24 protein-coding genes are annotated in these 20,888 nt (G+C 57.2%); 10 read left to right on the plus strand and 14 right to left on the minus strand.

The features are described from left to right. Nucleotides 1-34 precede the first annotated feature (34 nt). Nucleotides 35-1,183: a transporter substrate-binding domain-containing protein gene (locus AC6I8V_RS21815; RefSeq protein ID WP_497846559.1), complete on the plus strand. Its 1,149-nt coding sequence runs from the start codon at nucleotides 35-37 to the stop codon at nucleotides 1,181-1,183. After that, the gene (locus AC6I8V_RS21820) at nucleotides 1,180-1,782 is read left to right on the plus strand and encodes an ANTAR domain-containing response regulator (RefSeq protein WP_497846560.1); all 603 of its coding nucleotides are present in this window, start codon (nucleotides 1,180-1,182) and stop codon (nucleotides 1,780-1,782) included. The genes AC6I8V_RS21815 and AC6I8V_RS21820 overlap by 4 nt, the downstream gene beginning before the upstream one ends. Here AC6I8V_RS21820 and AC6I8V_RS21825 read toward each other — a convergent pair. Then, nucleotides 1,779-2,624, minus strand: a complete 846-nt coding sequence (locus tag AC6I8V_RS21825; RefSeq protein WP_497846561.1) for a LysR family transcriptional regulator — start codon at nucleotides 2,622-2,624, stop codon at nucleotides 1,779-1,781. The genes AC6I8V_RS21820 and AC6I8V_RS21825 overlap by 4 nt on opposite strands. A 96-nt stretch (nucleotides 2,625-2,720) precedes the next feature. Here AC6I8V_RS21825 and AC6I8V_RS21830 point away from each other — a divergent pair, with 96 nt between their 5' ends. Beyond that, nucleotides 2,721-3,584, plus strand: a complete 864-nt coding sequence (locus AC6I8V_RS21830; RefSeq protein ID WP_497846562.1) for an aldo/keto reductase family oxidoreductase — start codon at nucleotides 2,721-2,723, stop codon at nucleotides 3,582-3,584. A 28-nt stretch (nucleotides 3,585-3,612) separates the two neighbouring features. On the opposite strand, the gene AC6I8V_RS21835 is transcribed toward AC6I8V_RS21830, so the two are convergent. From AC6I8V_RS21835 to AC6I8V_RS21845, 3 genes are all read right to left on the minus strand, one after another. Next, complete coding sequence (locus AC6I8V_RS21835) at nucleotides 3,613-4,758, minus strand: glycosyltransferase (RefSeq protein WP_497846563.1); 1,146 nt, start codon at nucleotides 4,756-4,758, stop codon at nucleotides 3,613-3,615. A gap of 242 nt (nucleotides 4,759-5,000) precedes the next feature. Continuing rightward, nucleotides 5,001-5,873, minus strand: a complete 873-nt coding sequence (gene rluF / locus AC6I8V_RS21840) for a 23S rRNA pseudouridine(2604) synthase RluF (RefSeq protein WP_497846564.1) — start codon at nucleotides 5,871-5,873, stop codon at nucleotides 5,001-5,003. A gap of 57 nt (nucleotides 5,874-5,930) precedes the next feature. Next, nucleotides 5,931-6,407 (minus strand): Lrp/AsnC family transcriptional regulator, encoded by a 477-nt coding sequence (locus tag AC6I8V_RS21845; protein WP_497846565.1) that lies wholly within the window; start codon nucleotides 6,405-6,407, stop codon nucleotides 5,931-5,933. Between the two features lie 138 nt (nucleotides 6,408-6,545). Here AC6I8V_RS21845 and AC6I8V_RS21850 point away from each other — a divergent pair, with 138 nt between their 5' ends. Next, on the plus strand, nucleotides 6,546-6,968 hold the full coding sequence (locus AC6I8V_RS21850) for a DUF2000 domain-containing protein (protein WP_497846566.1): 423 nt from the start codon (nucleotides 6,546-6,548) through the stop codon (nucleotides 6,966-6,968). Nucleotides 6,969-6,984: 16 nt separating this feature from the next. Here the strand turns inward: AC6I8V_RS21850 and AC6I8V_RS21855 are convergent, their stop codons facing one another. Next, a complete protein-coding gene (locus AC6I8V_RS21855; protein WP_497846567.1) occupies nucleotides 6,985-7,881 on the minus strand; it encodes an AraC family transcriptional regulator in 897 nt (298 codons plus the stop codon). Between the two features lie 93 nt (nucleotides 7,882-7,974). Here AC6I8V_RS21855 and AC6I8V_RS21860 point away from each other — a divergent pair, with 93 nt between their 5' ends. After that, a complete protein-coding gene (locus AC6I8V_RS21860; RefSeq protein ID WP_497845903.1) occupies nucleotides 7,975-8,724 on the plus strand; it encodes an SDR family oxidoreductase in 750 nt (249 codons plus the stop codon). Between the two features lie 93 nt (nucleotides 8,725-8,817). Here the strand turns inward: AC6I8V_RS21860 and AC6I8V_RS21865 are convergent, their stop codons facing one another. The 3 genes from AC6I8V_RS21865 to AC6I8V_RS21875 form a co-directional block, all read right to left on the minus strand. Beyond that, complete coding sequence (locus tag AC6I8V_RS21865) at nucleotides 8,818-9,234, minus strand: nucleotide triphosphate diphosphatase NUDT15 (protein ID WP_497845904.1); 417 nt, start codon at nucleotides 9,232-9,234, stop codon at nucleotides 8,818-8,820. Nucleotides 9,235-9,287: 53 nt separating this feature from the next. Continuing rightward, nucleotides 9,288-9,794 (minus strand): DUF1543 domain-containing protein, encoded by a 507-nt coding sequence (locus AC6I8V_RS21870; RefSeq protein ID WP_497845906.1) that lies wholly within the window; start codon nucleotides 9,792-9,794, stop codon nucleotides 9,288-9,290. 95 nt (nucleotides 9,795-9,889) lie between these two features. Next, nucleotides 9,890-11,038: an MFS transporter gene (locus AC6I8V_RS21875; RefSeq protein ID WP_497845907.1), complete on the minus strand. Its 1,149-nt coding sequence runs from the start codon at nucleotides 11,036-11,038 to the stop codon at nucleotides 9,890-9,892. 105 nt (nucleotides 11,039-11,143) lie between these two features. Here AC6I8V_RS21875 and AC6I8V_RS21880 point away from each other — a divergent pair, with 105 nt between their 5' ends. Then, entirely contained in the window at nucleotides 11,144-11,638 is a 495-nt protein-coding gene (locus AC6I8V_RS21880; protein WP_497845908.1) for a MarR family winged helix-turn-helix transcriptional regulator, read from the plus strand. A 91-nt stretch (nucleotides 11,639-11,729) separates the two neighbouring features. Then, nucleotides 11,730-12,269, plus strand: a complete 540-nt coding sequence (gene cybB / locus AC6I8V_RS21885) for a cytochrome b561 (RefSeq protein ID WP_497845909.1) — start codon at nucleotides 11,730-11,732, stop codon at nucleotides 12,267-12,269. Here cybB and AC6I8V_RS21890 read toward each other — a convergent pair. Next, nucleotides 12,252-13,154 (minus strand): helix-turn-helix domain-containing protein, encoded by a 903-nt coding sequence (locus AC6I8V_RS21890; RefSeq protein ID WP_497845910.1) that lies wholly within the window; start codon nucleotides 13,152-13,154, stop codon nucleotides 12,252-12,254. The genes cybB and AC6I8V_RS21890 overlap by 18 nt on opposite strands. 111 nt (nucleotides 13,155-13,265) lie before the next feature. On the opposite strand from AC6I8V_RS21890, the gene AC6I8V_RS21895 reads away from it, so the two are divergent. Then, nucleotides 13,266-14,264 (plus strand): class I SAM-dependent methyltransferase, encoded by a 999-nt coding sequence (locus tag AC6I8V_RS21895; protein WP_497845911.1) that lies wholly within the window; start codon nucleotides 13,266-13,268, stop codon nucleotides 14,262-14,264. Here AC6I8V_RS21895 and AC6I8V_RS21900 read toward each other — a convergent pair. Together AC6I8V_RS21900 and AC6I8V_RS21905 are read right to left on the minus strand one after the other, a co-directional pair. Then, nucleotides 14,248-14,601, minus strand: coding sequence for an MmcQ/YjbR family DNA-binding protein (locus AC6I8V_RS21900; protein WP_497845912.1), 354 nt, complete (start codon nucleotides 14,599-14,601; stop codon nucleotides 14,248-14,250). The genes AC6I8V_RS21895 and AC6I8V_RS21900 overlap by 17 nt on opposite strands. 69 nt (nucleotides 14,602-14,670) lie before the next feature. Beyond that, nucleotides 14,671-16,611, minus strand: a complete 1,941-nt coding sequence (locus AC6I8V_RS21905) for a methyl-accepting chemotaxis protein (protein WP_497845913.1) — start codon at nucleotides 16,609-16,611, stop codon at nucleotides 14,671-14,673. A gap of 212 nt (nucleotides 16,612-16,823) precedes the next feature. Between AC6I8V_RS21905 and yefM the strand changes: the two genes are divergently transcribed. Together yefM and AC6I8V_RS21915 are read left to right on the plus strand one after the other, a co-directional pair. Next, on the plus strand, nucleotides 16,824-17,075 hold the full coding sequence (gene yefM / locus AC6I8V_RS21910; RefSeq protein WP_497845914.1) for a YoeB-YefM toxin-antitoxin system antitoxin YefM: 252 nt from the start codon (nucleotides 16,824-16,826) through the stop codon (nucleotides 17,073-17,075). Further along, nucleotides 17,072-17,326, plus strand: coding sequence for a Txe/YoeB family addiction module toxin (locus AC6I8V_RS21915; protein ID WP_497845916.1), 255 nt, complete (start codon nucleotides 17,072-17,074; stop codon nucleotides 17,324-17,326). The genes yefM and AC6I8V_RS21915 overlap by 4 nt, the downstream gene beginning before the upstream one ends. Before the next feature lie 35 nt (nucleotides 17,327-17,361). Here the strand turns inward: AC6I8V_RS21915 and AC6I8V_RS21920 are convergent, their stop codons facing one another. From AC6I8V_RS21920 to AC6I8V_RS21930, 3 genes are read right to left on the minus strand one after another with little or no spacing between them, the layout of a single operon-like run. Then, nucleotides 17,362-17,829, minus strand: coding sequence for a GlcG/HbpS family heme-binding protein (locus AC6I8V_RS21920; protein WP_497845917.1), 468 nt, complete (start codon nucleotides 17,827-17,829; stop codon nucleotides 17,362-17,364). Between the two features lie 46 nt (nucleotides 17,830-17,875). Beyond that, nucleotides 17,876-19,276, minus strand: coding sequence for a c-type cytochrome (locus AC6I8V_RS21925; RefSeq protein WP_497845918.1), 1,401 nt, complete (start codon nucleotides 19,274-19,276; stop codon nucleotides 17,876-17,878). 3 nt (nucleotides 19,277-19,279) lie between these two features. Next, the gene (locus tag AC6I8V_RS21930; RefSeq protein WP_497845919.1) at nucleotides 19,280-20,872 is read right to left on the minus strand and encodes a GMC family oxidoreductase; all 1,593 of its coding nucleotides are present in this window, start codon (nucleotides 20,870-20,872) and stop codon (nucleotides 19,280-19,282) included. Nucleotides 20,873-20,888 lie beyond the last annotated feature (16 nt).

The following is a 20,888-nucleotide window of genomic DNA, read 5'->3' on the forward strand; positions in this document are numbered from 1 at the left end:
ACGGCCAGCGGGCCGTGCCCACGCAGGAGAAGTTATGTCTGTAACGGCCAAAAATGTTATTCCGGTCGGCATTCTCTATTCCGTATCCGGTGATTACGCCGTGATTGGCCGCGAAATGCTAAACGGCATTCTGCTGGCGATTGAGGAGATCAATGCCAACCCGGCATACGATTTTACCCTCGCCCCGGTGGTTCGCGATCCCGGCGGTTCGCTGGATAACTACTATCAATATTGTCATGACCTGCTGTATCGCCACGGCGTACGTCATCTGATTGGCTGCTACACCTCCGCGGCGCGGAAAACCATTTTGCCGCTGGTGGAAGGTGCTAATGCCCTGCTGTGGCACTCCGCCCGTTACGAAGGTTTCGAAAGTAGCAACAGCGTGATCTACCTAGGCGCGGCGCCCAATCAGCATGTGATCCCGTTGCTGCGCTGGCTGCTGAAGGAGCAGGACGCGGAGATTTTTCATGTTGGTTCTAATTACGTCTGGTCGTGGGAAATTGACCGCATCACGCGTGAAGCGGTGATCCCGGCCGGGGGCAACGTGGTGGAGAGCAAACTGCTGCCGCTGGGTGAAGAAAACGTTGAAGCCCTGATTGCTGAGATTATCGCGCGGCGTCCCAAAGTGGTCCTCAACACCATGGTGGGTAAAAGCGCCTACAGCTTTTATCGGGCATGGCATCGCGCCAGCCTGCAACAACCGTGGCTGAACCAGTTGCTGAAGCTCAGCCTGACCCTGTGCGAACCGGAGATTCAGCTCATCGGTGCCGAGGCGCTGGAGGGCTACCTGGTGTCGGCCAGCTGGTTCCAGTCGATTGCCAGCGCGGAGAACCAGGACTTTTTGCGCCGCTATCGTCAGCGTTTTGGCGAGCAGGTTTCCCCTTCCGTCGATAGCCAGAGCGCCTGGCTGGCGGGCCATTTACTGGCGCGGGCCATCGCCCGCCATGGCAGCGCCGAGGTTGACGGCGTGCGCGATGCGGTGATGCAGGACGAAATGGATTCCCCTGCCGGGCCGGTGCGCATTGACCCGGATAACAATCATTGCTGGCTGACGCCGCATCTGGCGCGTTGCCATAACGGCAAACTGGAGAGTTTCTGGCAGGCCGATGCGCCAGTGAAACCCGATCCCTGGCTCGCCTGGGTCGACCTCGATCATCTTGGCCAATCGGGAGAAGACGCATGAGCCGCAGGAATACCCAGATGCGCGGGCTGAGAGTCTGCGTCATTGGCTGCTCGGAGCGCGATAACCAGCATCTCGCCCAGCAGTTTGGCCGCATGGGGATTGAAGGCGAATTCTGTGCCGACTTTCCCCGCGCCGCCGCGTTTACCGGGCATCAGTTGCTGGTGTTTGATGGTGATAATCCGGCGCTGTTCCACCCGACAGAAAAACTGCCGTGGCCGGCGCTGCCCAAAATCGCCCTTACGGCAATGGAAACCCCGTCGCGTTTGCAATGGATCACCGAGCAGAAGATCGACAGTTATATGCGTAAACCGGTGCGCTTCGATGGGGTGATGACAGCGTTCACCCTGGCACTGGACACGGCCGCGCGCATCAGCCAGCTGGAAACCCAGCTGAAACGGCAGGAAGAACGGCTGCGCGCGCGAAAATTTCTGTTTTCCGCCCAGCTGGCGGTGATGCGCCAGCTGAATCTGGATGAAGACGCGGCTTACAGCCTGCTACGTCGCGCGGCGATGATGCAGCACATGACGATCGAAAACCTGAGCTACGAACTGCTGCAAAACCCTACGCCGTGGATTAACGTGCTGAAAAACCTGGCTTAAGCGCGGGCATTCAGTTCCCGCACATATTCAATAAACGCCTGGAGCGGTGCCGGAATCAGACGGCGATCGTTGTAATAAAGCCACAGCCCGGAAAAACTCAGCCACCATTGCGACAGGATCGGTTGAAGCAGACCGCTCGCCAGCGCCGGTTTTAACCACTCCTCAAACAGATAGACGATGCCGGTCCCGGCAATCGCCGCTTCGACCGTCAAATCCATTGCTGCGCCGATGCTACAGGTGAGCGGGCCTTCAGGTTGTAATCGCAGCGTTTCCCCATCGTGTTCGAATTCCCATTCCGCCATCACGCCGCTGGCATAGCGGCCACGCAGACAACGGTGCTGCATCAACTCCCGCGGATGCTGAGGGGTGCCGAACTGCGCCAGATAGGCGGGTGATGCCGCCGCCGCAAAACGTTGCACGCGTGGACCAATCGGCAGCGCCACCATATCCTGCTCCAGATGGTCGTCATAACGCAGCCCGGCATCACAGCCGTCGCGGAAAACGTCCTGAACATTACTTTCCGCGATCACCTCCAGCTGGATATCCGGGTAGCGTTGCAAAAAGCCCGGCACAATCGTCGGCAGGACCAGCCGCGCGGCACTCACCGGGACATTCAGACGTAGCGTACCGCCCGGCGTGGTGCGAAAACGGTTCAGCGCATCCAGGGCCGCGTCCACCTCATTCATCGCCGGGAGCAGACGCGCCATCAGCTGCTGTTCGGCCCGGCGCACCGCATCGCTTAACCGGGAAGGATTGCTGCCGGTCACGCGCGCCGCCTCGCGAAATCCCCCGGCTTTCGCCACCGCCACGACCGCGTGCAGCAAAGCGATATCTAACGCCATTGTTCGTTACTCCGTACACTGTGTCCCGATTTCACCGGATAGTTGCACAGCGCCGGGACCATTACAATCAATGGACACCCTATGAAGGAGGTTTCCATGTCTCATCCTGAAATGACCTATTCCCTCGGCGATCGCCACGTTAATCGTCTGGGCTATGGCGCAATGCAGCTGGCCGGGCCGGGCGTATTTGGCCCACCGAAAGATGAAACGCGCGCTATCCAGGTGCTGCGTGCTGCGCTGGCCGCCGGTGTGAATCACATCGATACCAGTGATTTCTATGGCCCGCACATCACCAACCAGCTGATCAAAAAAGCGTTGCATCCCTACCCCGACGATCTGGTGATTGTCACCAAAGTGGGTGCGCGTCGTGATGAGAAAGGCGGCTGGCTGCCCGCCTTCAGCGCTGCCGAACTGACTCAGGCAGTGGAAGATAACCTGCGTAACCTTGGGCTGGAGGCGATGGAGGTGGTGAATCTGCGCGCGATGTTTGATGTCCATGGTCCGGCTGAAGGCTCGCTGGAAGAGCAGCTTGCCGCGCTGATTAAACTGAAAGAACGCGGGCTGGTGCGTCATATCGGCCTGAGTAACGTCACCGCCAGACAGGTGGCCGATGCACAGGCAATGACGCCGATTGCCTGTGTGCAGAATCTCTACAATCTGGCAAACCGCCAGGATGACGCGCTGGTGGATCAGCTGGCGGCGCAGGGTATCCCCTATGTGCCCTTCTTTCCGCTCGGCGGCTTCTCACCTTTGCAATCGGATCAATTAACTGAGGTGGCGAACGCGCTGGGCGCTACGCCATTACAGGTGGCGCTGGCCTGGTTGCTGCAACGATCGCCCAATATTTTGCTGATCCCCGGCACCTCGTCACCCGAACATTTACAGCAAAATCTGGCGAGTGGCGCGCTGCGCCTGACTGATGACGTAGTGAAAACGCTGGACGGCATTGGCAAAGCCTGACTCACCCTGGCCACGGATGGCATCTGCATCACGATAGATAGATTTGTTTCAACCGCTGCTGGAAAGTCAGTGGGTCATGCTCGCGGCGAATGCGTAATATCGCCTGTGCTGAGCGCCGTCGGATACTGCCTGGATTATTCAGGATTTCAATAATCTGTCGTTTAAGCTGGCTAATAATAGATTTCCTTATATCCTGCTTTGCCTGCTCAGAATCTATGGTGAATTCATACATATCATTCAGAGGATAATTAATCAGCCAACCCGCAGTGGGTGGATTTATTTCCGGTAAGGCGCGGATATTGGTGGTAATTACCGGGCAGCCGCACGCCTGCATTTCCAGTACGGAAAATCCGTAGGTATCCTGCCAGGTGGGGAGGAGTCCGACATCGCTCTGTTTAAATAAATTAATCACTGCCGCGTTTGGTAAGGAAGTTGAATGCTGAAAAAAAGATCCTTTAATAATCAGCTGTTCGATGTGGCTATAAAAACCGTCATCGTCCTGAAACTGATGATGCGCGATATTATGTCTTCGCGACAAATCACCAATCAGGTTGACCTGGATGTGACTCAGGTCAATATTCCCCTCTTCGGCAAGTTCGGAAAAAGCCAGTACCACTTCAGCGCCGCCTTTGCGATAAAACTCATTACCAATAAAGGTAAAGGTGATGTTCTTACCGCTAACCTCACGCCCTTTTTCGCTCAGCAATGGCTGGGGTGGATGCATCACACACAGTTTTCTGGCGATGGCCTCTTTCTGCACCGGAAACGCGTCCAGCAGCTTCAGCTGGATATTTTTCGTCGCCGCTGAAATGGCGATCAGACGGATACAGGTCTCCCCGGCAGCCAGACGCATCAGAGTATGCAGCTCTGGGTTTTGCGTTTTGGCAACCCCCGCTACCGGCAGGACGCGTGGGATCTCGGTTTCAAATGTCGAGACCCATCTGGCGTGCGTCCGGGCCACCTCATTAAACAGATGAATAACATCCGCACTGCCAGAGAGCATTCCGGGAAAAGGCTGGAAGACGAAAATCTTATTTTTCCCTAAAAATCGCTGGCGCAGTGCATTGATATAAAGATAAATGTTTTCTTTTCTGAGATTCACATAACGATTTTCAGGATCGACCATTATGTTTCTTTTTTCCGGGTAACCATCGCCACTGACTACTATTTTCATCACCCCTCCTCAGTGTTAAATGAGTTCGGTGGAATTTAAAAACACGCAGTAAGACAGTTATAAAATAACTGCCTTATTAGTAAAGCACGATGGAGTGATTTAATAAAAAATAGGAAAAGTTATAGCGGAATGTGTCAAATCATAAAAAAGATAACATTATTAAGCGGCGGGAATGGATAGGCAGAATCCTGATGCATTTTATTCAACCAATTAAAACGCACCAGGCCGCGGTTTATTATTGCTTACCGCCCTTTTTTCTTCCGCCCAGGTTGCGTAAAGCGTTTACGTGACGCCGGAGCGCTGTCCGTTTTTTCGCTTTTCTTCGCAACCGTTGCGGCTGGCTTTTTCACGCCGCTACTCTTCGGCTGGGCTTTTTTGCCCGGCTTTTCTTCGGAAGAGGAGTTCTCGATCAGTTTAAACAGCTCGATTAACTCGTCATCGGTCAGATCGCGCCATTCTCCGAGCGGCAATCCTTTCAGATTGACGTTCATAATGCGCGTACGCTCCAGTTTGGTGACTTCAAAACCGAAGTGCTTGCACATACGGCGGATCTGCCGGTTCAGGCCCTGCACCAGCGTGATACGAAATACAAAGGTCGATTCTTTCTTCACTTTGCATTTTTTGGTCACGGTGCCAAGCATCGGCACGCCCGCGCCCATACCGGTAATAAATTCATCGGTGATCGGCTTATCGACGGTCACCACATACTCTTTTTCGTGATTATTACCGGCGCGCAGGATTTTATTCACCAGATCGCCGTGGTTGGTAAGGAAAATCAGTCCCTGGGAATCTTTATCCAGCCGTCCAATGGGGAACACGCGTTTGCTGTGGTTAACGAAATCACTGATGTTATCGCGCTCGCCTTCTTCCATGGTGGTAATGATGCCCACCGGCTTATTCAGCGCAATCAGTACCAGATCTTCTTCGTCACGCGGTTCGATCAACTGACCATTCACTTTTACCTCATCCCCGGCAAACACCTGAGCGCCCACGCTGGCCCGTTTGCCGTTGATGAAAACATTGCCCTGTTCGATGTAGCGATCGGCATCACGGCGCGAGCAGATACCGCTCTCGCTGATGTATTTATTCAGGCGGGTGGATGAGTTGGTCAGCATGGTTCCTCCATAAAAAGAAGCGGACTATACAACAACCTTTGGCTAACGCAAAAGATGTCATACCGCGGCGGTGGCCTGAATCGGCCAGAGCGACTGCGCCTTGATTTCTTTCAGTACAAACATACTTTGCATCTCCTTGATACCTGGCAGCCGTCGAATCACCGACATCGCAAATTCGGCGTAGCTGTCCATATCAGCAGCCACCACCTGCAACAAAAAATCGGCATCGCCACCGATACTGTAGCAGGCCACCACCTTGTCCAGCGCCGCGACTTCCGCTTCAAATTTACGTGCTTCCGCCTCGCTGTGGCTATCGATGGTCACGCGGACAAACACCATCATATTGAGGCCGATTTTCCTGCGATTAAGTACCGCACGATATCCCTGGATCACCTCATCCTCTTCCAGCTTGCGGACTTTACGCCAGCAGGGTGAAGGCGACAGACCAATCGCGTCCGCCAGGTTTTGATTGGTGATGCGAGCATCCTGCTGCAACTGCTCCAGAATTTTAATGTCTGTCTTACTCAGGCTCATTTTGGGGAATATCCTTGCTTAAAAGGAAGCAGGAAAGATAATTCCTGCCTTAATTCATCGTTCAGCCAGTGTAATCAGCAAGCACTTTTCCCGCCACCTCACGCACAATATTGTCATCAGCCACAGCAGGAGAGAAGTATGGAATTCGACGCAAATGTGCACCGTTGTACCCTGATTATTGACCAGCAATTACCCGCCGGTCTGGCGATGAATGCCGCCAGCGTGATTGGCATCAGTTTTGGTAAGCTGATTGGCAATCTGGTGGGACCGGATATGCACAGCCAGGACGGTTTGCCCTATCCCGGCGTGATTTATGCCCCACTGCCGGTGTTGCTGGCGTCGGGACAGTATCTGCGTGAATTGCAGCAGGCGGGCAGCGCGGACGAGGAGATCTTCTGTATGCCATTCAGCGCGCTGGCACAGTCCTGCAAAACCTATGAGGAGTACGGCGAACGCATTGCCACCACGCACAGCGGGCAGATTGAACAGGTGGCGATTGGCCTGATTGGGCCGAAGAAAAAAATTACCCGTTTGACAGGCAATCTGAAGCTTTATCGCTAAACGGAATTCCAGCCTATCATCCGTGCGGTGCAAAGCCGCTCGGCGGCACGCCCACGTAACGGGTAAAAGCCATGCTGAACGCGCTGGCGGAGCGATAGCCAACGCGCGCCGCCACATCAGCAACCGGCATCTTGTTACTGCGCAGCAGATTTTTCGCCAGCGCCATACGCCATGTCAGCAGATACACCATCGGTGCCAGCCCCACCGCTTCACGGAAACGTACGAAAAAAGCCGAGCGCGACAGTGCGGCCGCTTTGGCAAGTTGCGCCACCGTCCAGCTTTGCGCCGGTTGCGCGTGGATGGCGCGAATAGCCGCCGCGAGACGTTCATCCGCCAGCGCCCGGATCAACCCAGGACAGGCATTGGCAAGCGGCACCGAGCGCAACGCTTCGATCAAAAGCACTTCCAGCAGGCGCTCCAGCATCACCTGCCGCGCCGGGCGTTGCGCGCGACACTCTTCCACTACCAGTTGCACCAGCGTAGTCAGACGCGATTCGCCGCGAATATAAACCGACTGCGGCAGCAATGACACCAGCAGCGCCGCATCGGGCGCGCCAAACTGACAGTAACCAATCAGGCTTTCTACTTCGGCAGGCTGATCCTGCGGGCCGACCCAAAATTCACCCGGTGCCAGCATGGCAGGCAGGGTGTTTTCGTTGTCATCCGCAGGCGGTTGCGCGCTGGTCATACAAAATTCCCAGGCGGCGGGGATCAGCACAAAGTCACCCTGCTCAAGCAGCATCGGCTCACGTCCGGCGAGTCTCAGCTGGCAACCCCCTTCCAGCACCACACAATAAAATGGCTGCCCCGTTTCACTGCGCTGCACCCGCCAGCGTCCGCTGGCGCGCACCCGTTTGGAGAACGCCGCCTGTGGTTGCAGCAAGGTCACCATTTCGGCGAGAGGATCGATCACTTTGGACTCCTGCAAAGAATACCTGGACTTTGCATTGTAGTTCGTCCAGCGAAGGGACTCTATAGTGGAGATCTACCCACTGAGGAGTCAACAATGAAAACCATCCTTATCACTGGCTGTTCTTCCGGTTTTGGTTACGAAACCGCACGCTACTTCCTCGATCGTGGCTGGAAAGTGATTGCCACCATGCGTACCCCGCGCGCTGAGCTGTTTCCGGCCTCCGATAATCTGCGTCTGTTGCCGCTGGATGTCACCGATGCCGCCAGCATCAACCATGCCATCGCCGAAGCGGGCGATCTTGACGTGCTGGTCAACAACGCCGGCATTGGCGTACTGACCTCGCTGGAAGGGACGCCGATGAGCACGATTCGGGAGGTGTTTGAGACCAACACCCTCGGGACCATTGCCTTAACCCAGGCGGTTTTGCCGCAGTTCCGGGCGAAGCGCGCCGGTGTAATTATTAATGTCACCTCGACGGTGACGCTGAAATCGCTACCGCTGCTGGCGGTGTACACCGGCAGCAAAGCGGCGGTCAATGCCTTTACCGAATCGCTGGCGCTCGAGCTGGAACCGTTTAACGTCCGCGTGCGTCTGGTGTTACCCGGCCTCGCCCCGAATACCGACTTCGGCAAAAATGCCCTGCCGCGCATGGAAAATACCCAGCTGGAACCTTATCAGGATCTGATGAACGGGATTATCGCCGCCATGCACCAGCCACAGCCGATCACTCATGCGACCGATGTGGCGGAAGCGGTCTGGCGGGCAGCAACCGATCCCGCTGCACCGTTACGGATTCCCGCGGGTGAAGATGCCGTGGCGCTGGCCAGAGAGGTCGCGCGCTAAGGCAGAGGACATTGATGGGTTTGGCGGTTGGGTGCAATGCCCACCGCGTCTGCGCAACGCGGTGGAACAAGGGATACAGGATGGTGTCAGTGGCTACAGGAGCGGCTCCTGCAACGCGGCTAATCCCTCGCGCGCAATCAGGGTACGCAGCGGCGCAAACAACGGTTGCGGCAGATCAGCCGGATCGCACCAGTACCACCCTTCGCATTTCTCCGGCTCCAGGCATTGCGGAACGCCTTCTGCGCTGTGCGCCACCATAAACAGCGTGATGTAATGCTTATTGACCTCCGGGAAGAGATCGCTGACAAAGGTGCCGTTACGCAGGCTGGTCAGCGTCAACCCGGTTTCTTCCGCCGTCTCGCGTCGGGCGCACTCTTCCGGCGTTTCACCAAACTCCAGATGGCCGCCCGGCGCCGCCCAGTCACCCGCACCGTGGCTGCCTATGCGTCGTCCCAGCAGCAATTTCCCATTACGGAAAATCAATACACCAACACCAATCTTCGGGGACATGTGCACTCCTGATGCCAACAGCGCCCGGATCTGGCCGGGGCGTTGTTTAAACGTTATTCGATACCAATCGGCTGATAGCCCTGCCATTCCGGACGGAACGGCGCACCGTTTTCCAGCGGTGTCAGATGGACATACAAATCGCCCACTTTATCCAGCAGCAAACAATCATCGACATCCTTCAGATTATCTTTGTGCTGATGCAGCGCACCGTTCAGCAGAGTGGCGAGGCCTTTTTCTTTGGCTTCCCGCACGTCTTTCGCCACAAACAGGTCGAAAGCATGCAATTCCGCCAGCGTCGAGGGATGGTACGCACCTGCGTTAACAAAGAAAAGCTTCTCCGGCCCATGATAAGGTTCGGACGACAAACTCACCTGATAACCATCGGCCCAGGTAATACGGCCGTAGCCGTCGATATGAATTTTATCGGCGTCGCCAAACCAGGCTTCGCGCAGTGCGGGCCACGCATCTTCCGGCTGCTCAGCGGCGACAAACTGGATGTCATGCACTTCGATATTGGATTTCCCGGCATTACCACCGATATAAAACATAAACAGATTCACGCGATCATTTCCTTTTGCTGAACGTGGTGAGATTGGCTGCGTTATAAATCATGATATACAGCGAGACAACTGTTTCGTTGCGGCATCATGTCAGCCTAACGGCGCGGCTGGAAACGCAGCGCCATCCCCATCAGCAGTACAATCCCCACACTCATCATCATCCAGGCGCTGTCGAGCGACGCGGCATGGTCACGCACCATGCCGGCAATTAATGGCATCAGCGCCGCCAGCAGATAACCGCCGCCCTGGACAAAGGAGAGCAACGCGCCTGCCTGTTCTGGAGTGTGCGCATGGTCGAGGGTGACAATCAGCGACAGCGGAAACAGCGCGCCAATGCCCAGACCGAGCAGCAGCGTCGGCAACCAGGCGTGCGCACCACCTGAGACCAGCAGGCTGATTAACCCGGCCAGAATCAGCAGCAGCACCAGCAATAACGGGCGGCGACGATCGGGAAAACGGTGGATGATTGCGGAGAGCACGAACCCCGCCACCACTTCAGTCAGTGTCAGCGCGCCCAGAACATAGCCACTTTGCCGGGCGCTCCAGCCATATTGCTGATAAAACGGCGGCAACCATGCCAGTACCAGCGTGTAAGCACCGGTGCCGATGCCGAAGAACACCAGCAGCAGCCAGGCGCGTGACGTGTTGATGATCCGTGGACGTTGCTGCACCGCGGCCGGAGCGGACGATCGCAACATCAGGCACCATAACAGCAACGCGATGAGCGCGGGCAGTGCCGGTAACGCCAGCGTCAGGGCTAATCCCTGGCTTTTCGCCAGCGGCGCGGCACTGGCGGCGGCCAGCGCGGCACCGGCCATAATTCCGGTGGTAAACAGCGACAGCAGCGTACCGGTGCGGCTGCCGCAGTGGCGTTTAATCAGCGCAGGCATCAACGCCTGGATCATGCCAATGCCCATTCCCGCCAGCAACGCGCTGGCGATTAATCCGCTGGCCTGCTGCGTTACGCCACGCGCCAGACAGGCCAGCATCAGCAGAATCAGGCCAAGCGCGATGCCCCGCATCTCACCAACGGAGCGCAACAGCAACGGCCCGGCCAGCGCCGCCAGTCCCATCATAATCACCGGCAGGCTACTGAGCAGGCTGATCTGGGTGGCGCTGAGGTGGGCATCCTGCTGTAACCAGCTAAACAGCGGCCCCACCGCCGCCAGCACCGGCCTGAGATTGAGTCCGATAATAAAAACCACTAAGGCAAACAGCCCGATTGCAGGTAAGGTACGTTTCACATGGATTCTCCGTTGATGATTTATCTTAACGTTAAGATAAATTGCGCGGGAGAAATAGCCCGACCGCACAAAGCAACACGGTAACCACAACAAGTGAGGGGAAACGTGGCGGATCACGTCGATTTTGTGACACAACAATGGGCCAGCGCGATGCCCGAACTGGACGCCTCATCGATGGCGGTGTTTGGCCGAATGCTGCGTATCATGAAACATCTGGCGAAAAGTCGTGCCGAGGCGCTGGCGCCGTTTGGTTTTCGCGACGGGGAATTTGACGTGCTGGCGACGCTGCGTCGCGCCGGTGACCCTTTCTGTTTATCGCCGACGCAGCTGTATAAATCGCTGCTGGTCACCTCCGGGGCAATGACCAACCGCCTGAACCGGCTTGAAGAAGTGGGACTGATTGCGCGCGTCGCCGACCCGCAGGACAAGCGCAGCACCCTGGTGGCGCTGACCGCGGCCGGGCGCGAGAAAATTGAGCAGGCGTTGCAGGTCCATACGCAAACGCAAAATACGCTGCTGGCGTCACTGCAACCGGCGCAACAGCAGCAGCTGTCGGCGCTGCTCAGTGCCTTGCTGGTCGCCAGCGAAGGTGAAGCGTAAGCATCCCGATCTTTCGTGTTTCAAAATATGAATTAATTCACACTTTTTTCCGCTATCTTATTTGTCCGCCTGATTTTATTACGGAAAAGATATGCAGAATAAATTCGCCCCTGCGCAGGTTTTACTTCACTGGCTGACGTTTTTGCTGGTGGTGACCGCGTATTGCACCATGGAATTTCGCGGGCTGGCTCAGCGGGGATCCTGGCAGGGTTTCGCTATGATCATCGGCCATTTCAGTGCGGGCAGCTGTGTGCTGGTGTTGATGCTGTCACGCGTGCTGCTGCGTTTTCGCCATCGCAGCCCTGCCATCGTGCCACCGCCGCCGCACTGGCAAACCGGGCTGGCGCACCTGATGCACCTGGCGCTGTATCTGTTTTTTATCCTGTTGCCGATCCTCGGCATTCTCTCGCGGTTTTACCTTGGCCGCACCTGGTGGATTTTTGGCATCCCGATGCCCGTGAGCGCCGATCCCGATCCGGACTTCTCCGACACGCTGAGCGGCTGGCATGAAACCCTCGCCCCTTACGGTTACTGGCTGGTGGGGCTGCACGCGGCGGCAGCGCTGTTTCATCACTATCTGATGAAGGACAACACCCTGCTGCGCATGATGCCGTCACGCCGTTCCCGCTGACGGGGTACGCCCGGCAATCTCACCCGCCGGGCGGCCAAAATAGCGCTGAAACGCTACGCTGAAATTGCGCGGATGCTGATAACCGACCTGCCATGCCGCCTGCGCCACCTGATAGCCCTCCTCCAGCAACCGATGCGCTTTTTGCATCCGCAGGCTCAGCAACATCTCGCCAGGCGCACAGCCAAAATGCTGGCGGAACCCTTTTTTCAACTGGTAATCGCTCAGTCCCACCGCCATCCCCAATGTTGCCAGGGTAAAAGATTCAGCCAGATGCGTCAGCATCCAGTTATGCGCCTGCTCCAGCCGTTCAACATCCTGCGGATGTAATCGCTGCGCCAGCGCCGCCTGCGGCTGCAATTGATGACGATGCAGCGCCAGCAGATTCAATGCCTGGATCTCCCGCAGCAGCGGATCGGATTGCACGCTGCTTAGCTGGGCGGCGGTGGCGCTGCCGAAGCGGCTAAACAGATGACGTTTCAGCTGCGGCTGATGTAGCAGACGATCCGCCGCCGCTGCCCCCAGATAACGCTGTACATGCTGTGCATTCAGCAGCAGCCGCAGCTGCTGCACCCGTTCGCCGCCACGATAAAACCGCTCGCCACAGCTATGTTGAAAACTGGTCACGGTGAGATGACCGGCGTGAAACAACACTTCGCACCCCGTCTGTTCGCGAAAGCGGGAGCTGCCGCTGAGGCCGAAGGTCAGTACCAGTTGCGGCGTCTCATTAACCGGACGGGAGCTTTCCGCCAGCGCCTGCAATGGGTGATAGTCGGACTGCACCAGCCGCATCCCGCCCGCCAGGCTGAACTGACGCGAACGAAAAATGCCTGCGGCGGGATGATGCTCCACCCAGGGCGCGCTGTCATGGTTCTGGTCCTGTTGCATTTTTTTCGCCCTCACGCAGAGTCAAATCACCGCCTCGCAGACAAATGAGAATAAATTGCATTCGCATGAAACGCTAGTCTGGTGTCATCGTCGTTAGCACTGGAGACCGCCATGACATCCCCGTTACCCTTCCTTGATAATCTGCTGGCGCAGCACGCCCTCAACGGCGCGGTGGCGCTGGCATTTGAACAGCAGCTGTTTGATTTTCTGACGCATAATGCGGATGCCGCTACCGTGGCGCAGCGTTATGGCTGGCAGGCCGCGCCGGTTGAACACTGGCTGCGTTTGTTGTGGAGCAGCGAATTATTACAACGGGAATGCGGAGGTTACTGCACCCGCCCCGATGCCCGTGCGTGGTTATGCCGTACGGGTGCGCGCTATATCGGGGATGCCTGGCGCTACCGTCATCAGGTGTTGCAGCAGTTTGTCCGGCGCTTGCCTGAGTTGCTGACGCAGAACGCGCCTGGCTGGCAGGACCCGTTGCAGATAGACACCGCCTGGGCCGACGCCGCACTGCACCAGGTTGCGCAGGAGCAGCGCGCCCTGAGTGGCGACACCGCCTGCGCCATCGCCAGCGAACTGGCCGATTTTCAGCGTCCGGCGCGGCTGCTGGATATGGGCGGCGGGCCGGGATTGATCACACTGGCGCTGGCCCGGCGTTTCCCGCAACTCTCTGGCGTGGTGCTCGATCTGCCGCAAACCGCGATGGTGGCGCAGCGCAATATCGAACGGGCCGGAATGAGCGCGCGTTTCTGCGCGCTGGCGCAGCTGGCGGAAAGCCGCCAGATGGACATCATCTGGTGCTCATCATTGCTGTACTTTATTCAGGATCGCCAGGCGATGTTGCAGCAGCTGTTCCGTCGCCTCAAACCCGGCGGATTGCTGATCAGCGCCCATGCGGAAGTGTCCGCCGACCCGGCGGAAGCGCGCCAGATGCTGCCGTTCTTTACGCCGTTGATGATGCGAGGTTACGTTGTCACGCAGGAGGGCGAATTAGCGCAACAATTGCAGCAGGCTGGTTTTGTAATCGAAGAGGTTAAGCGGCTGCAACCCTTCCCGATGTCGCCGCTCAATGTCCATCTGGCGCGCAAACCTAAAATGTCAGGCTAAAGCTGTCATCCAGCAGCGCGAAAATCTCCTCATCGGGCAGGCCATCGGCCAGCGTCAGGCTGAGCCAGTGTTCTTTGTTCATATGGTAAGCCGGATAGATGCCCGCCTGCTGGCGTAGCGATCCGCTTAATTCCGGACGGGTTTTGATGTTCATCACATCAACCTTCGGTCCATCGGGCAGCCCGAGTTTGTGGCTTTCCAGCGGAAACACCACCGCAAACCATTTACGATGGCGTGGGTGACGCAGCACCGCGTAGTCCGGGTTAGTTTTCCACGGATAATCAGGCTCCACCTGATATTGCTGTTCAACCCAGGCAAACAGCTGCTGACGGTTCATACCTGCACTCCTGTCGGGGCAAAAAAAAGTCGTGGCGCTAAGGCCACGACTCTACCCACTTCTTACTTATCAGGCCAGATGAAAGCGTCCAACGGTCTGTGCCAGCTGAGCCGCCTGATCTTCCAGCGAACTGGCGGCAGCCGACATCTGCTGCACCAGCGCCGCGTTCTGCTGCGTGGTGCCATCCATTTCATTGACGGCGATGGTGACCTGGCTGATGCCGCGCGCCTGCTCATCCGAGGCGGTGACGATTTCGCCGATAATGGTACGCACCGAGTTCACCGCCTGCGTCATCTCCTGCATGGTTTTCCCGGCATCACGCACCAGCTGCACGCCGCTGTCAACGCGCTGGCTGGATTCTTCGATCAGCGCGCCGATCTCTTTCACCGCGTTGGCGCTGCGCTGCGCGAGGTTGCGCACTTCTGACGCCACCACCGCAAAACCGCGCCCCTGCTCACCGGCCCGCGCCGCTTCCACAGCGGCGTTGAGCGCCAGGATATTAGTCTGGAAAGCGATGCTGTTGATGATGGCGGTGATATCACCGATCTTCTTCGCGCTATCGTCGATTTGCGCCATGGTTTGTACCACTTCACCCACCAGGGCTTCGCCGCGGCTGGCGATATGGGTCGCGTTGTCGGTCAGCGTGGTCGCCTGATGGGCATTGGCGGCGTTATGTTTCACCGTCGCGGTAATCTGCTCCATGCTGGCGGCAGTCTGCTCCAGCGCAGCGGCCTGTTCTTCAGTACGCGAGGCCAGATTGAGGTTGCCGCTGGCGATTTCACCGGCTCCCTGACGTACCGAGGCGCTGGCATCCTGAATCTGTCCGACGATGTCGCGCAGCTGATTTTGCATGGTGTGCAGCGCGTAGAACAGGCTGCTGCTATCGCTGGCCTTCACCGTAATCGCGTTATCCAGCTTGCCATCCGCCACCGCCAGCGCGATGGTCGCGGCTTCCAGCGGTTCGCCACCGATGGGTTTCAGCACCTTGCGGCTAAACAGCAGGCCGAGCAGCGCGCTGACCAGCAGAATGCTAATCACCATCAGCACGATGGCGTTAATCAGCTGGCGATTGGCCGCCGCCATCACTTTACTGACCGGGGCTACCACGCCGAGATACCATTTCAGGTCGCTGTTGCCGATAACAATCGGCTGCCAGGTTACCAGCGCGTCTTCGCCGAGGATATCATCATGATGCTCGCTGACGGCGCTGCTGAAGTTGTCGCTGTTGCCTTTCCACGCTTTGGTGGTCTGGCTTTTATCCGGGTAGGAGACCACTTTTCCGGCGCTGGAGATCAGCATGGCGTAGCCGGTTCCCTCCCAGGGTTTGATTTTGTTGACCTTATCCTGCAACGAGGCCAGCGAAATGTCGGACGTCACGACGCCCCACAGCTTGCCCTGGCTGACAATCGGCGCCGCTACGGAAGTCAGCAGCGTCGGAACGCCGTTGTACGCGTAGCTGTAAGGTTCGATCAGCGTATCTTTCTGACTTTTCTGCGGCAGCAGATAATAGTCGCCCTGACCCGGCGTAAAGATGGATGTCAGCGGATGCATGGTGAAGTGGCCGGACTGGTCACTATCGACGAACCAGGCGTAACGCCCTTTCGGTGCCTGACCCGGTTTACCGGCGAATTCGGCATCGCGGCCATCAAAAGCATTCTCTTCAAAGATCACCGACATCGAGAGATAGCTGGGGTTGTCGCGCAGCGCCGACTCCATCATTTTGTCGATGACTTTGCGATCCTGAATCCCCGCCGCCGGAAGCGCGATCAGGCTATGACCGAGGTTATGCGCCACATCGCGCGCATAGCTAAGCTCCTGCTGGATTTGCAGCGCCTGACTTTGCGCGATTTTTTGCAGGTAATTTTCGGCCAATGATTTTTGTTCATGGCTGGATTGCCAGTTAAGGACGCCAATGGTAACGGTAAAACCGAGGGTGATGGTTAAGGCGCCCGTCAGCAGCATTTGCGTGCGGGTGCTCATTTTTTTCTTATCAGACGTGCTTTTGGCCATGATGGCGCTCCTGGAGTTGACACTTTTTCGGTAAAAGAACCACTCCCTGTGCACTGACATTCCTTTGGGTACTCTATCGGCGGAATAAGGGGGAACTTGATGGCGTGGCAGGTCTGATCAGTAGGTCCAGCGACAAACGGTGCAAACGATGGGTGGTCAAATTTGAATAACATTGTACAATGATAAGTACAAATCGATTACAGGAAGCCATTATGCGCACGATAAGTTATAGCGAAGCCAGACAACGTCTTTCGGAAACAATGATGAAAACCGTTGAGGATCGTGCTCCTATTTTGATTACGCGACAAAATGGTGATGACTGTGTCCTGATGTCATTAGAAGAGTACAACTCTTTAGAGGAAACCGCGTATCTGCTGCGTTCACCGGCCAATGCCAAACGCCTGATGAACGCTATTGAGAGCTTACGTAACGGTAATATCATTGAAAAGGATATCGATGAGTGAAACTCGCATGGGCGCAGGAAGCGTGGGATGACTATCTGTACTGGCAGGATACTGACAAAAGGATGGTCAAAAAAATCAATGAACTCATCAAAGATACCAAGAGAACGCCTTTTGAAGGCAAAGGCAAACCTGAACCACTAAAATATAATCTTGCTGGATTCTGGTCCCGGCGGATTACAGAAGAGCATCGACTGGTCTATGCAGTAACCGACGATGCTCTTTTAATCGCTGCTTGCCGTTATCACTATTAGCCTTCAAGGCCAGGCTTTCGCCCGGCCCTGACATCTTATTTAAAACTCTCGCTCGCTGCTTTGGCGATAGCAATTTCATTCGGGTTTGCCGAGCCGCTGACGCCCACTGCGCCCAGCGTGCTGTTCTGCCACACCACCGGGGAGCCGCCGCCCAGCGGGATCACACCCGGCAGCGTCGCGATAGCCGGTTCTTTGCCATTGGCGCGATCCATATATTTATCCGTCGAGGTGCGATACAGCGCCGCAGCACGCCCCTTCAGAATCGATGAATCAATACAGCCAATCGGCGCGTTATCCATGCGCTGAAATGCCAGCAGCTGTCCCGACTGATCCAGCACCGCAATACACACGTTCGCATTCAGCGCGTGGGCTTTTTCCTGTGCCGCCGCGATCAGCTTCTGCGCATCACTTTGCGTCAGAATGGTTTGGGTGGTGGTAGCCTGTGCGCCTGCTGCGCCGAACAGGGCAGCGCTCAGCAGCGCCAGAGACAGGATCTTTTTCATTTTCAATCACTCCATAATGAGGGAGCCAGATCGCGGCTCCCGGATATTACCCGCGCCGACGGCGCAGGATGTAAATCAGCCATGCCAGCACCGCCAGCACGATAACGCCGCCTGCAATGCTCAGCGGCTGGGCATAGCGAATCAGCCAGCTGCCGCTTTCGCCGCGCAGCGTTTGTTCCACGTCATCGGTGGTGATGGCGTGTTGTGGATTGCCAAAGCCGGTTGAGACGTAATTAGCTACCTTCGCCAGCTGCGCCTGACTGAACTGGGTGCGAAACTCCGGCATAAAGGCATGGCCCGTGCTGGTGTTACGATCCACGCCCTCAGCGATGGTCATGATCAGGTTGGCTGGGTCAGCCGACAACACCGCCGAGGAACCAACCAGCGACGGGTAAAAGCGCTGCGCGTCATGCGTCCCGCGACCATCGCTGCCGTGGCAGGTAGCGCAGGCACCGTTATACAGCTGTGCACCGCTCATGGCATCAGCAGAGATATAATCACTAATCTCACTTTTCATGCCGGTTTCGATGGCCGACAGCGGTGTGCTGGCGGGCGCAACGGCGGGCGCCTGACGATCGGCACCACCGATGGCGGGCACCTGCTTAAGATAACGAGCCATCGCCTGCAAATCGCTCTCCTGCATTTTCGAGAACGAGTTCTGTACCGCCGTCCCCATCTCACCCGCGGCAATCGCTTTGCCATGCAGCGCGCCGGTGCGCAGATAGGTTTCGATCTCGCTCTCGCTCCAGTCACCAATGCCCGCCTTCGCATCCGGCGTGATATTCGGTGCGCTCCAGCTGCCAACTTTGCCGCCGGACAGGAAACGCGCGCCCTGCTCAGCCATCATACCGTTACGCGGCGTATGGCAAGTGGAGCAGTGTGCGAGGGTGCGTACCAGATATTCGCCGCGCTCAGCGCTGCCTGCTGCGGCATCGCTGCCGGGCACCGTCTTGTTGTCGAGGAACATCAGGTTCCACACCGCCATCACCGGGCGGAACGAGAACGGGAACGGCAGACGGGTTTCCGGTGCCGGATGGTCATCGGCGGGCACGCCAAGCATCAGATATGAATAGAGCGCATGGATGTCCTCATCAGACAGACCGGCGAAGGAGGTATAGGGCATCGCCGGATAAAGGTAATGATTACCCGGCGCCTTACCTTCGCGCATCACACTAGTAAAATCCGCGAGGCTGTAGTTGCCAATGCCTGCGGTTTTTGATGGCGTGATGTTGGAACCATAAATCAGGCCCATCGGCGACTGAATAGCGTACCCGCCTGAGAACGGTTTGCCGCTCTCAGGGTTACGATGGCAGGCGGAGCAGTCACCGGCCGTCGCCAGATATTCACCGCGCCTGACCAGATCCGGCGAGGCGTCCTGCGCCAGACTCAGGCCACTTATCAACAGCAGGCTGGTGCTGGCGACACGAAATAACGTGGTTAAGCGCATCGGTCAGACCTCCCTGGCGATGGTGTCGGCCATACGCAGCGCCAGGGCGATCCCGGTCAGCGTCGGATTCACGGTAGCGGAGGTTGGCATCACGCCGGTAGTGGCGAGAAACAGGTTCGGGTGATCCCAGCTGCGGCAATGCGCATCTACCACGGAATCCTTCGGGTTATCGCCCATAATGACGGTCCCCATGATGTGGTACTGATTACGCCAGCCGGTAGGCGCTTCAATCACTTCGCCATTAAACGCCTGCAAAAAATTCGCGAAGTCTTTGAAGGCCTGCGGGCGCATCCCGCGCACGTAGCTATCGAGGTGATAATCAACCTTCAGCATCGGCAGACCGATCGAATCTTTGCGATCGTAATTCGGCACCACGCGGTTAGTCGGGCTGGGTAAGGTTTCGCTCATGGTGCTGATGTTCATAATGCGTGAGGCGCGGTCACGAATCGCATCATCCAGCGCCTGGCCCATCATGCCCTGCTTCAGCAGCGGTACGGTGACATCTACGTTCGGCACCAGATTGCGCAGCGAGTAACGGATGGCGGAGTGTTGCGCGCGGCTCGGTTCATCGCGACGATTGGCGATGGTGCCGTGCTGCACCGATCCCCGCCCGGTCCACAGCGGTTCGTCAGCGAGAAAGGTCAGACTCAGGCCGGTGTGATCCATCAGGTTGCGTCCCACCTGATCGGAGCTGTTGGCGAGGTCATTCATCAGCAGCAGCTTGGGGGTTTCCAGCCCGTGCGCCGCGACGATAAACACTTTGGCAGTAAGGCGGGTGTCTTTGCCATCCGGCTTACGATAGGTCAGCGCGACAATTTTGTTGCCCGCCCCCTTCTCCAGCTTCCAGGCCACGCATTCGGTACGCAGCTGTACGCCGAGCGCCACCGCTTTATCGACGTGCATATCGCCAGAGTACATCGCGCCAATCGGACAGATCGGTTCGCAGTTGTTGTTACCGGCGCAGGCCGGTCGACCGTCGTACGGGCGCGATACGCGCGCATGGGGTTCATGCACCACCTGATAACCCATCGGGCCGAGTTTGGCCTGCATCCGCTGCACCATATACGGCTTGGCTTCCGGCGGCAGTGGATAGTCGGCAGAGCGTGGCGGATAGTGACCCCGCCCCTGGCCGCTCTGATCCTCTTCCGCAGTACCCACCACACCAATTTCGCGTTCGGCTTTGACATACCAGGGTTCCAGCTCGCTGTAGTCAAACGGCCAGTCGCGGCCAACTCCGTAGACGCTTTTCAGCTTGAAATCATTGGGGAGCAAGCGCCAGCAGGCCGACGCCCAGTGCCGCGTGCTGCCGCCCGCCACACGCAGATAGCTGGTGACATACTCGAAATCGTCATCGCTTTTGGCGTCGATATAACCCTCGGTATAGGAATTCGGCGCCCACGGCAGGTTGGGATAAGGGGTACACCAGTTACGTTTACTGGCGCCATTGCGGTAGTTTTCCACCACTTTCCAGCGCGGGATGTAGGGTCCAGCTTCCAGCATGATCACCGACTTACCGGCTTTCGCCAGTTGATAAGCCGCATTAGCGCCGAGGGCGCCCGAGCCAATGATCACCACATCAGCATCAAATTCGCTCATTTTGTCTTCCTGCTCA

This window comes from Pantoea sp. X-Soil-TKNS-1207 (assembly GCF_059730485.1).

Coding starts and splice junctions, on each gene's coding strand:
- AC6I8V_RS21925 (WP_497845918.1), bottom strand. CDS start 19,276: ATGCGCTTAACCACGTTATTTCGTGTCGCCAGCACCAGCCTGCTGTTG.
- AC6I8V_RS21905 (WP_497845913.1), bottom strand. CDS start 16,611: ATGGCCAAAAGCACGTCTGATAAGAAAAAAATGAGCACCCGCACGCAA.
- AC6I8V_RS21900 (WP_497845912.1), bottom strand. CDS start 14,601: ATGAACCGTCAGCAGCTGTTTGCCTGGGTTGAACAGCAATATCAGGTG.
- cybB (WP_497845909.1), top strand. CDS start 11,730: ATGCAGAATAAATTCGCCCCTGCGCAGGTTTTACTTCACTGGCTGACG.
- AC6I8V_RS21890 (WP_497845910.1), bottom strand. CDS start 13,154: ATGCAACAGGACCAGAACCATGACAGCGCGCCCTGGGTGGAGCATCAT.
- AC6I8V_RS21815 (WP_497846559.1), top strand. CDS start 35: ATGTCTGTAACGGCCAAAAATGTTATTCCGGTCGGCATTCTCTATTCC.
- AC6I8V_RS21895 (WP_497845911.1), top strand. CDS start 13,266: ATGACATCCCCGTTACCCTTCCTTGATAATCTGCTGGCGCAGCACGCC.
- AC6I8V_RS21920 (WP_497845917.1), bottom strand. CDS start 17,829: ATGAAAAAGATCCTGTCTCTGGCGCTGCTGAGCGCTGCCCTGTTCGGC.
- AC6I8V_RS21835 (WP_497846563.1), bottom strand. CDS start 4,758: ATGAAAATAGTAGTCAGTGGCGATGGTTACCCGGAAAAAAGAAACATA.
- AC6I8V_RS21820 (WP_497846560.1), top strand. CDS start 1,180: ATGAGCCGCAGGAATACCCAGATGCGCGGGCTGAGAGTCTGCGTCATT.
- AC6I8V_RS21830 (WP_497846562.1), top strand. CDS start 2,721: ATGTCTCATCCTGAAATGACCTATTCCCTCGGCGATCGCCACGTTAAT.
- yefM (WP_497845914.1), top strand. CDS start 16,824: ATGCGCACGATAAGTTATAGCGAAGCCAGACAACGTCTTTCGGAAACA.
- AC6I8V_RS21825 (WP_497846561.1), bottom strand. CDS start 2,624: ATGGCGTTAGATATCGCTTTGCTGCACGCGGTCGTGGCGGTGGCGAAA.
- rluF (WP_497846564.1), bottom strand. CDS start 5,873: ATGCTGACCAACTCATCCACCCGCCTGAATAAATACATCAGCGAGAGC.
- AC6I8V_RS21860 (WP_497845903.1), top strand. CDS start 7,975: ATGAAAACCATCCTTATCACTGGCTGTTCTTCCGGTTTTGGTTACGAA.
- AC6I8V_RS21865 (WP_497845904.1), bottom strand. CDS start 9,234: ATGTCCCCGAAGATTGGTGTTGGTGTATTGATTTTCCGTAATGGGAAA.
- AC6I8V_RS21850 (WP_497846566.1), top strand. CDS start 6,546: ATGGAATTCGACGCAAATGTGCACCGTTGTACCCTGATTATTGACCAG.
- AC6I8V_RS21845 (WP_497846565.1), bottom strand. CDS start 6,407: ATGAGCCTGAGTAAGACAGACATTAAAATTCTGGAGCAGTTGCAGCAG.
- AC6I8V_RS21930 (WP_497845919.1), bottom strand. CDS start 20,872: ATGAGCGAATTTGATGCTGATGTGGTGATCATTGGCTCGGGCGCCCTC.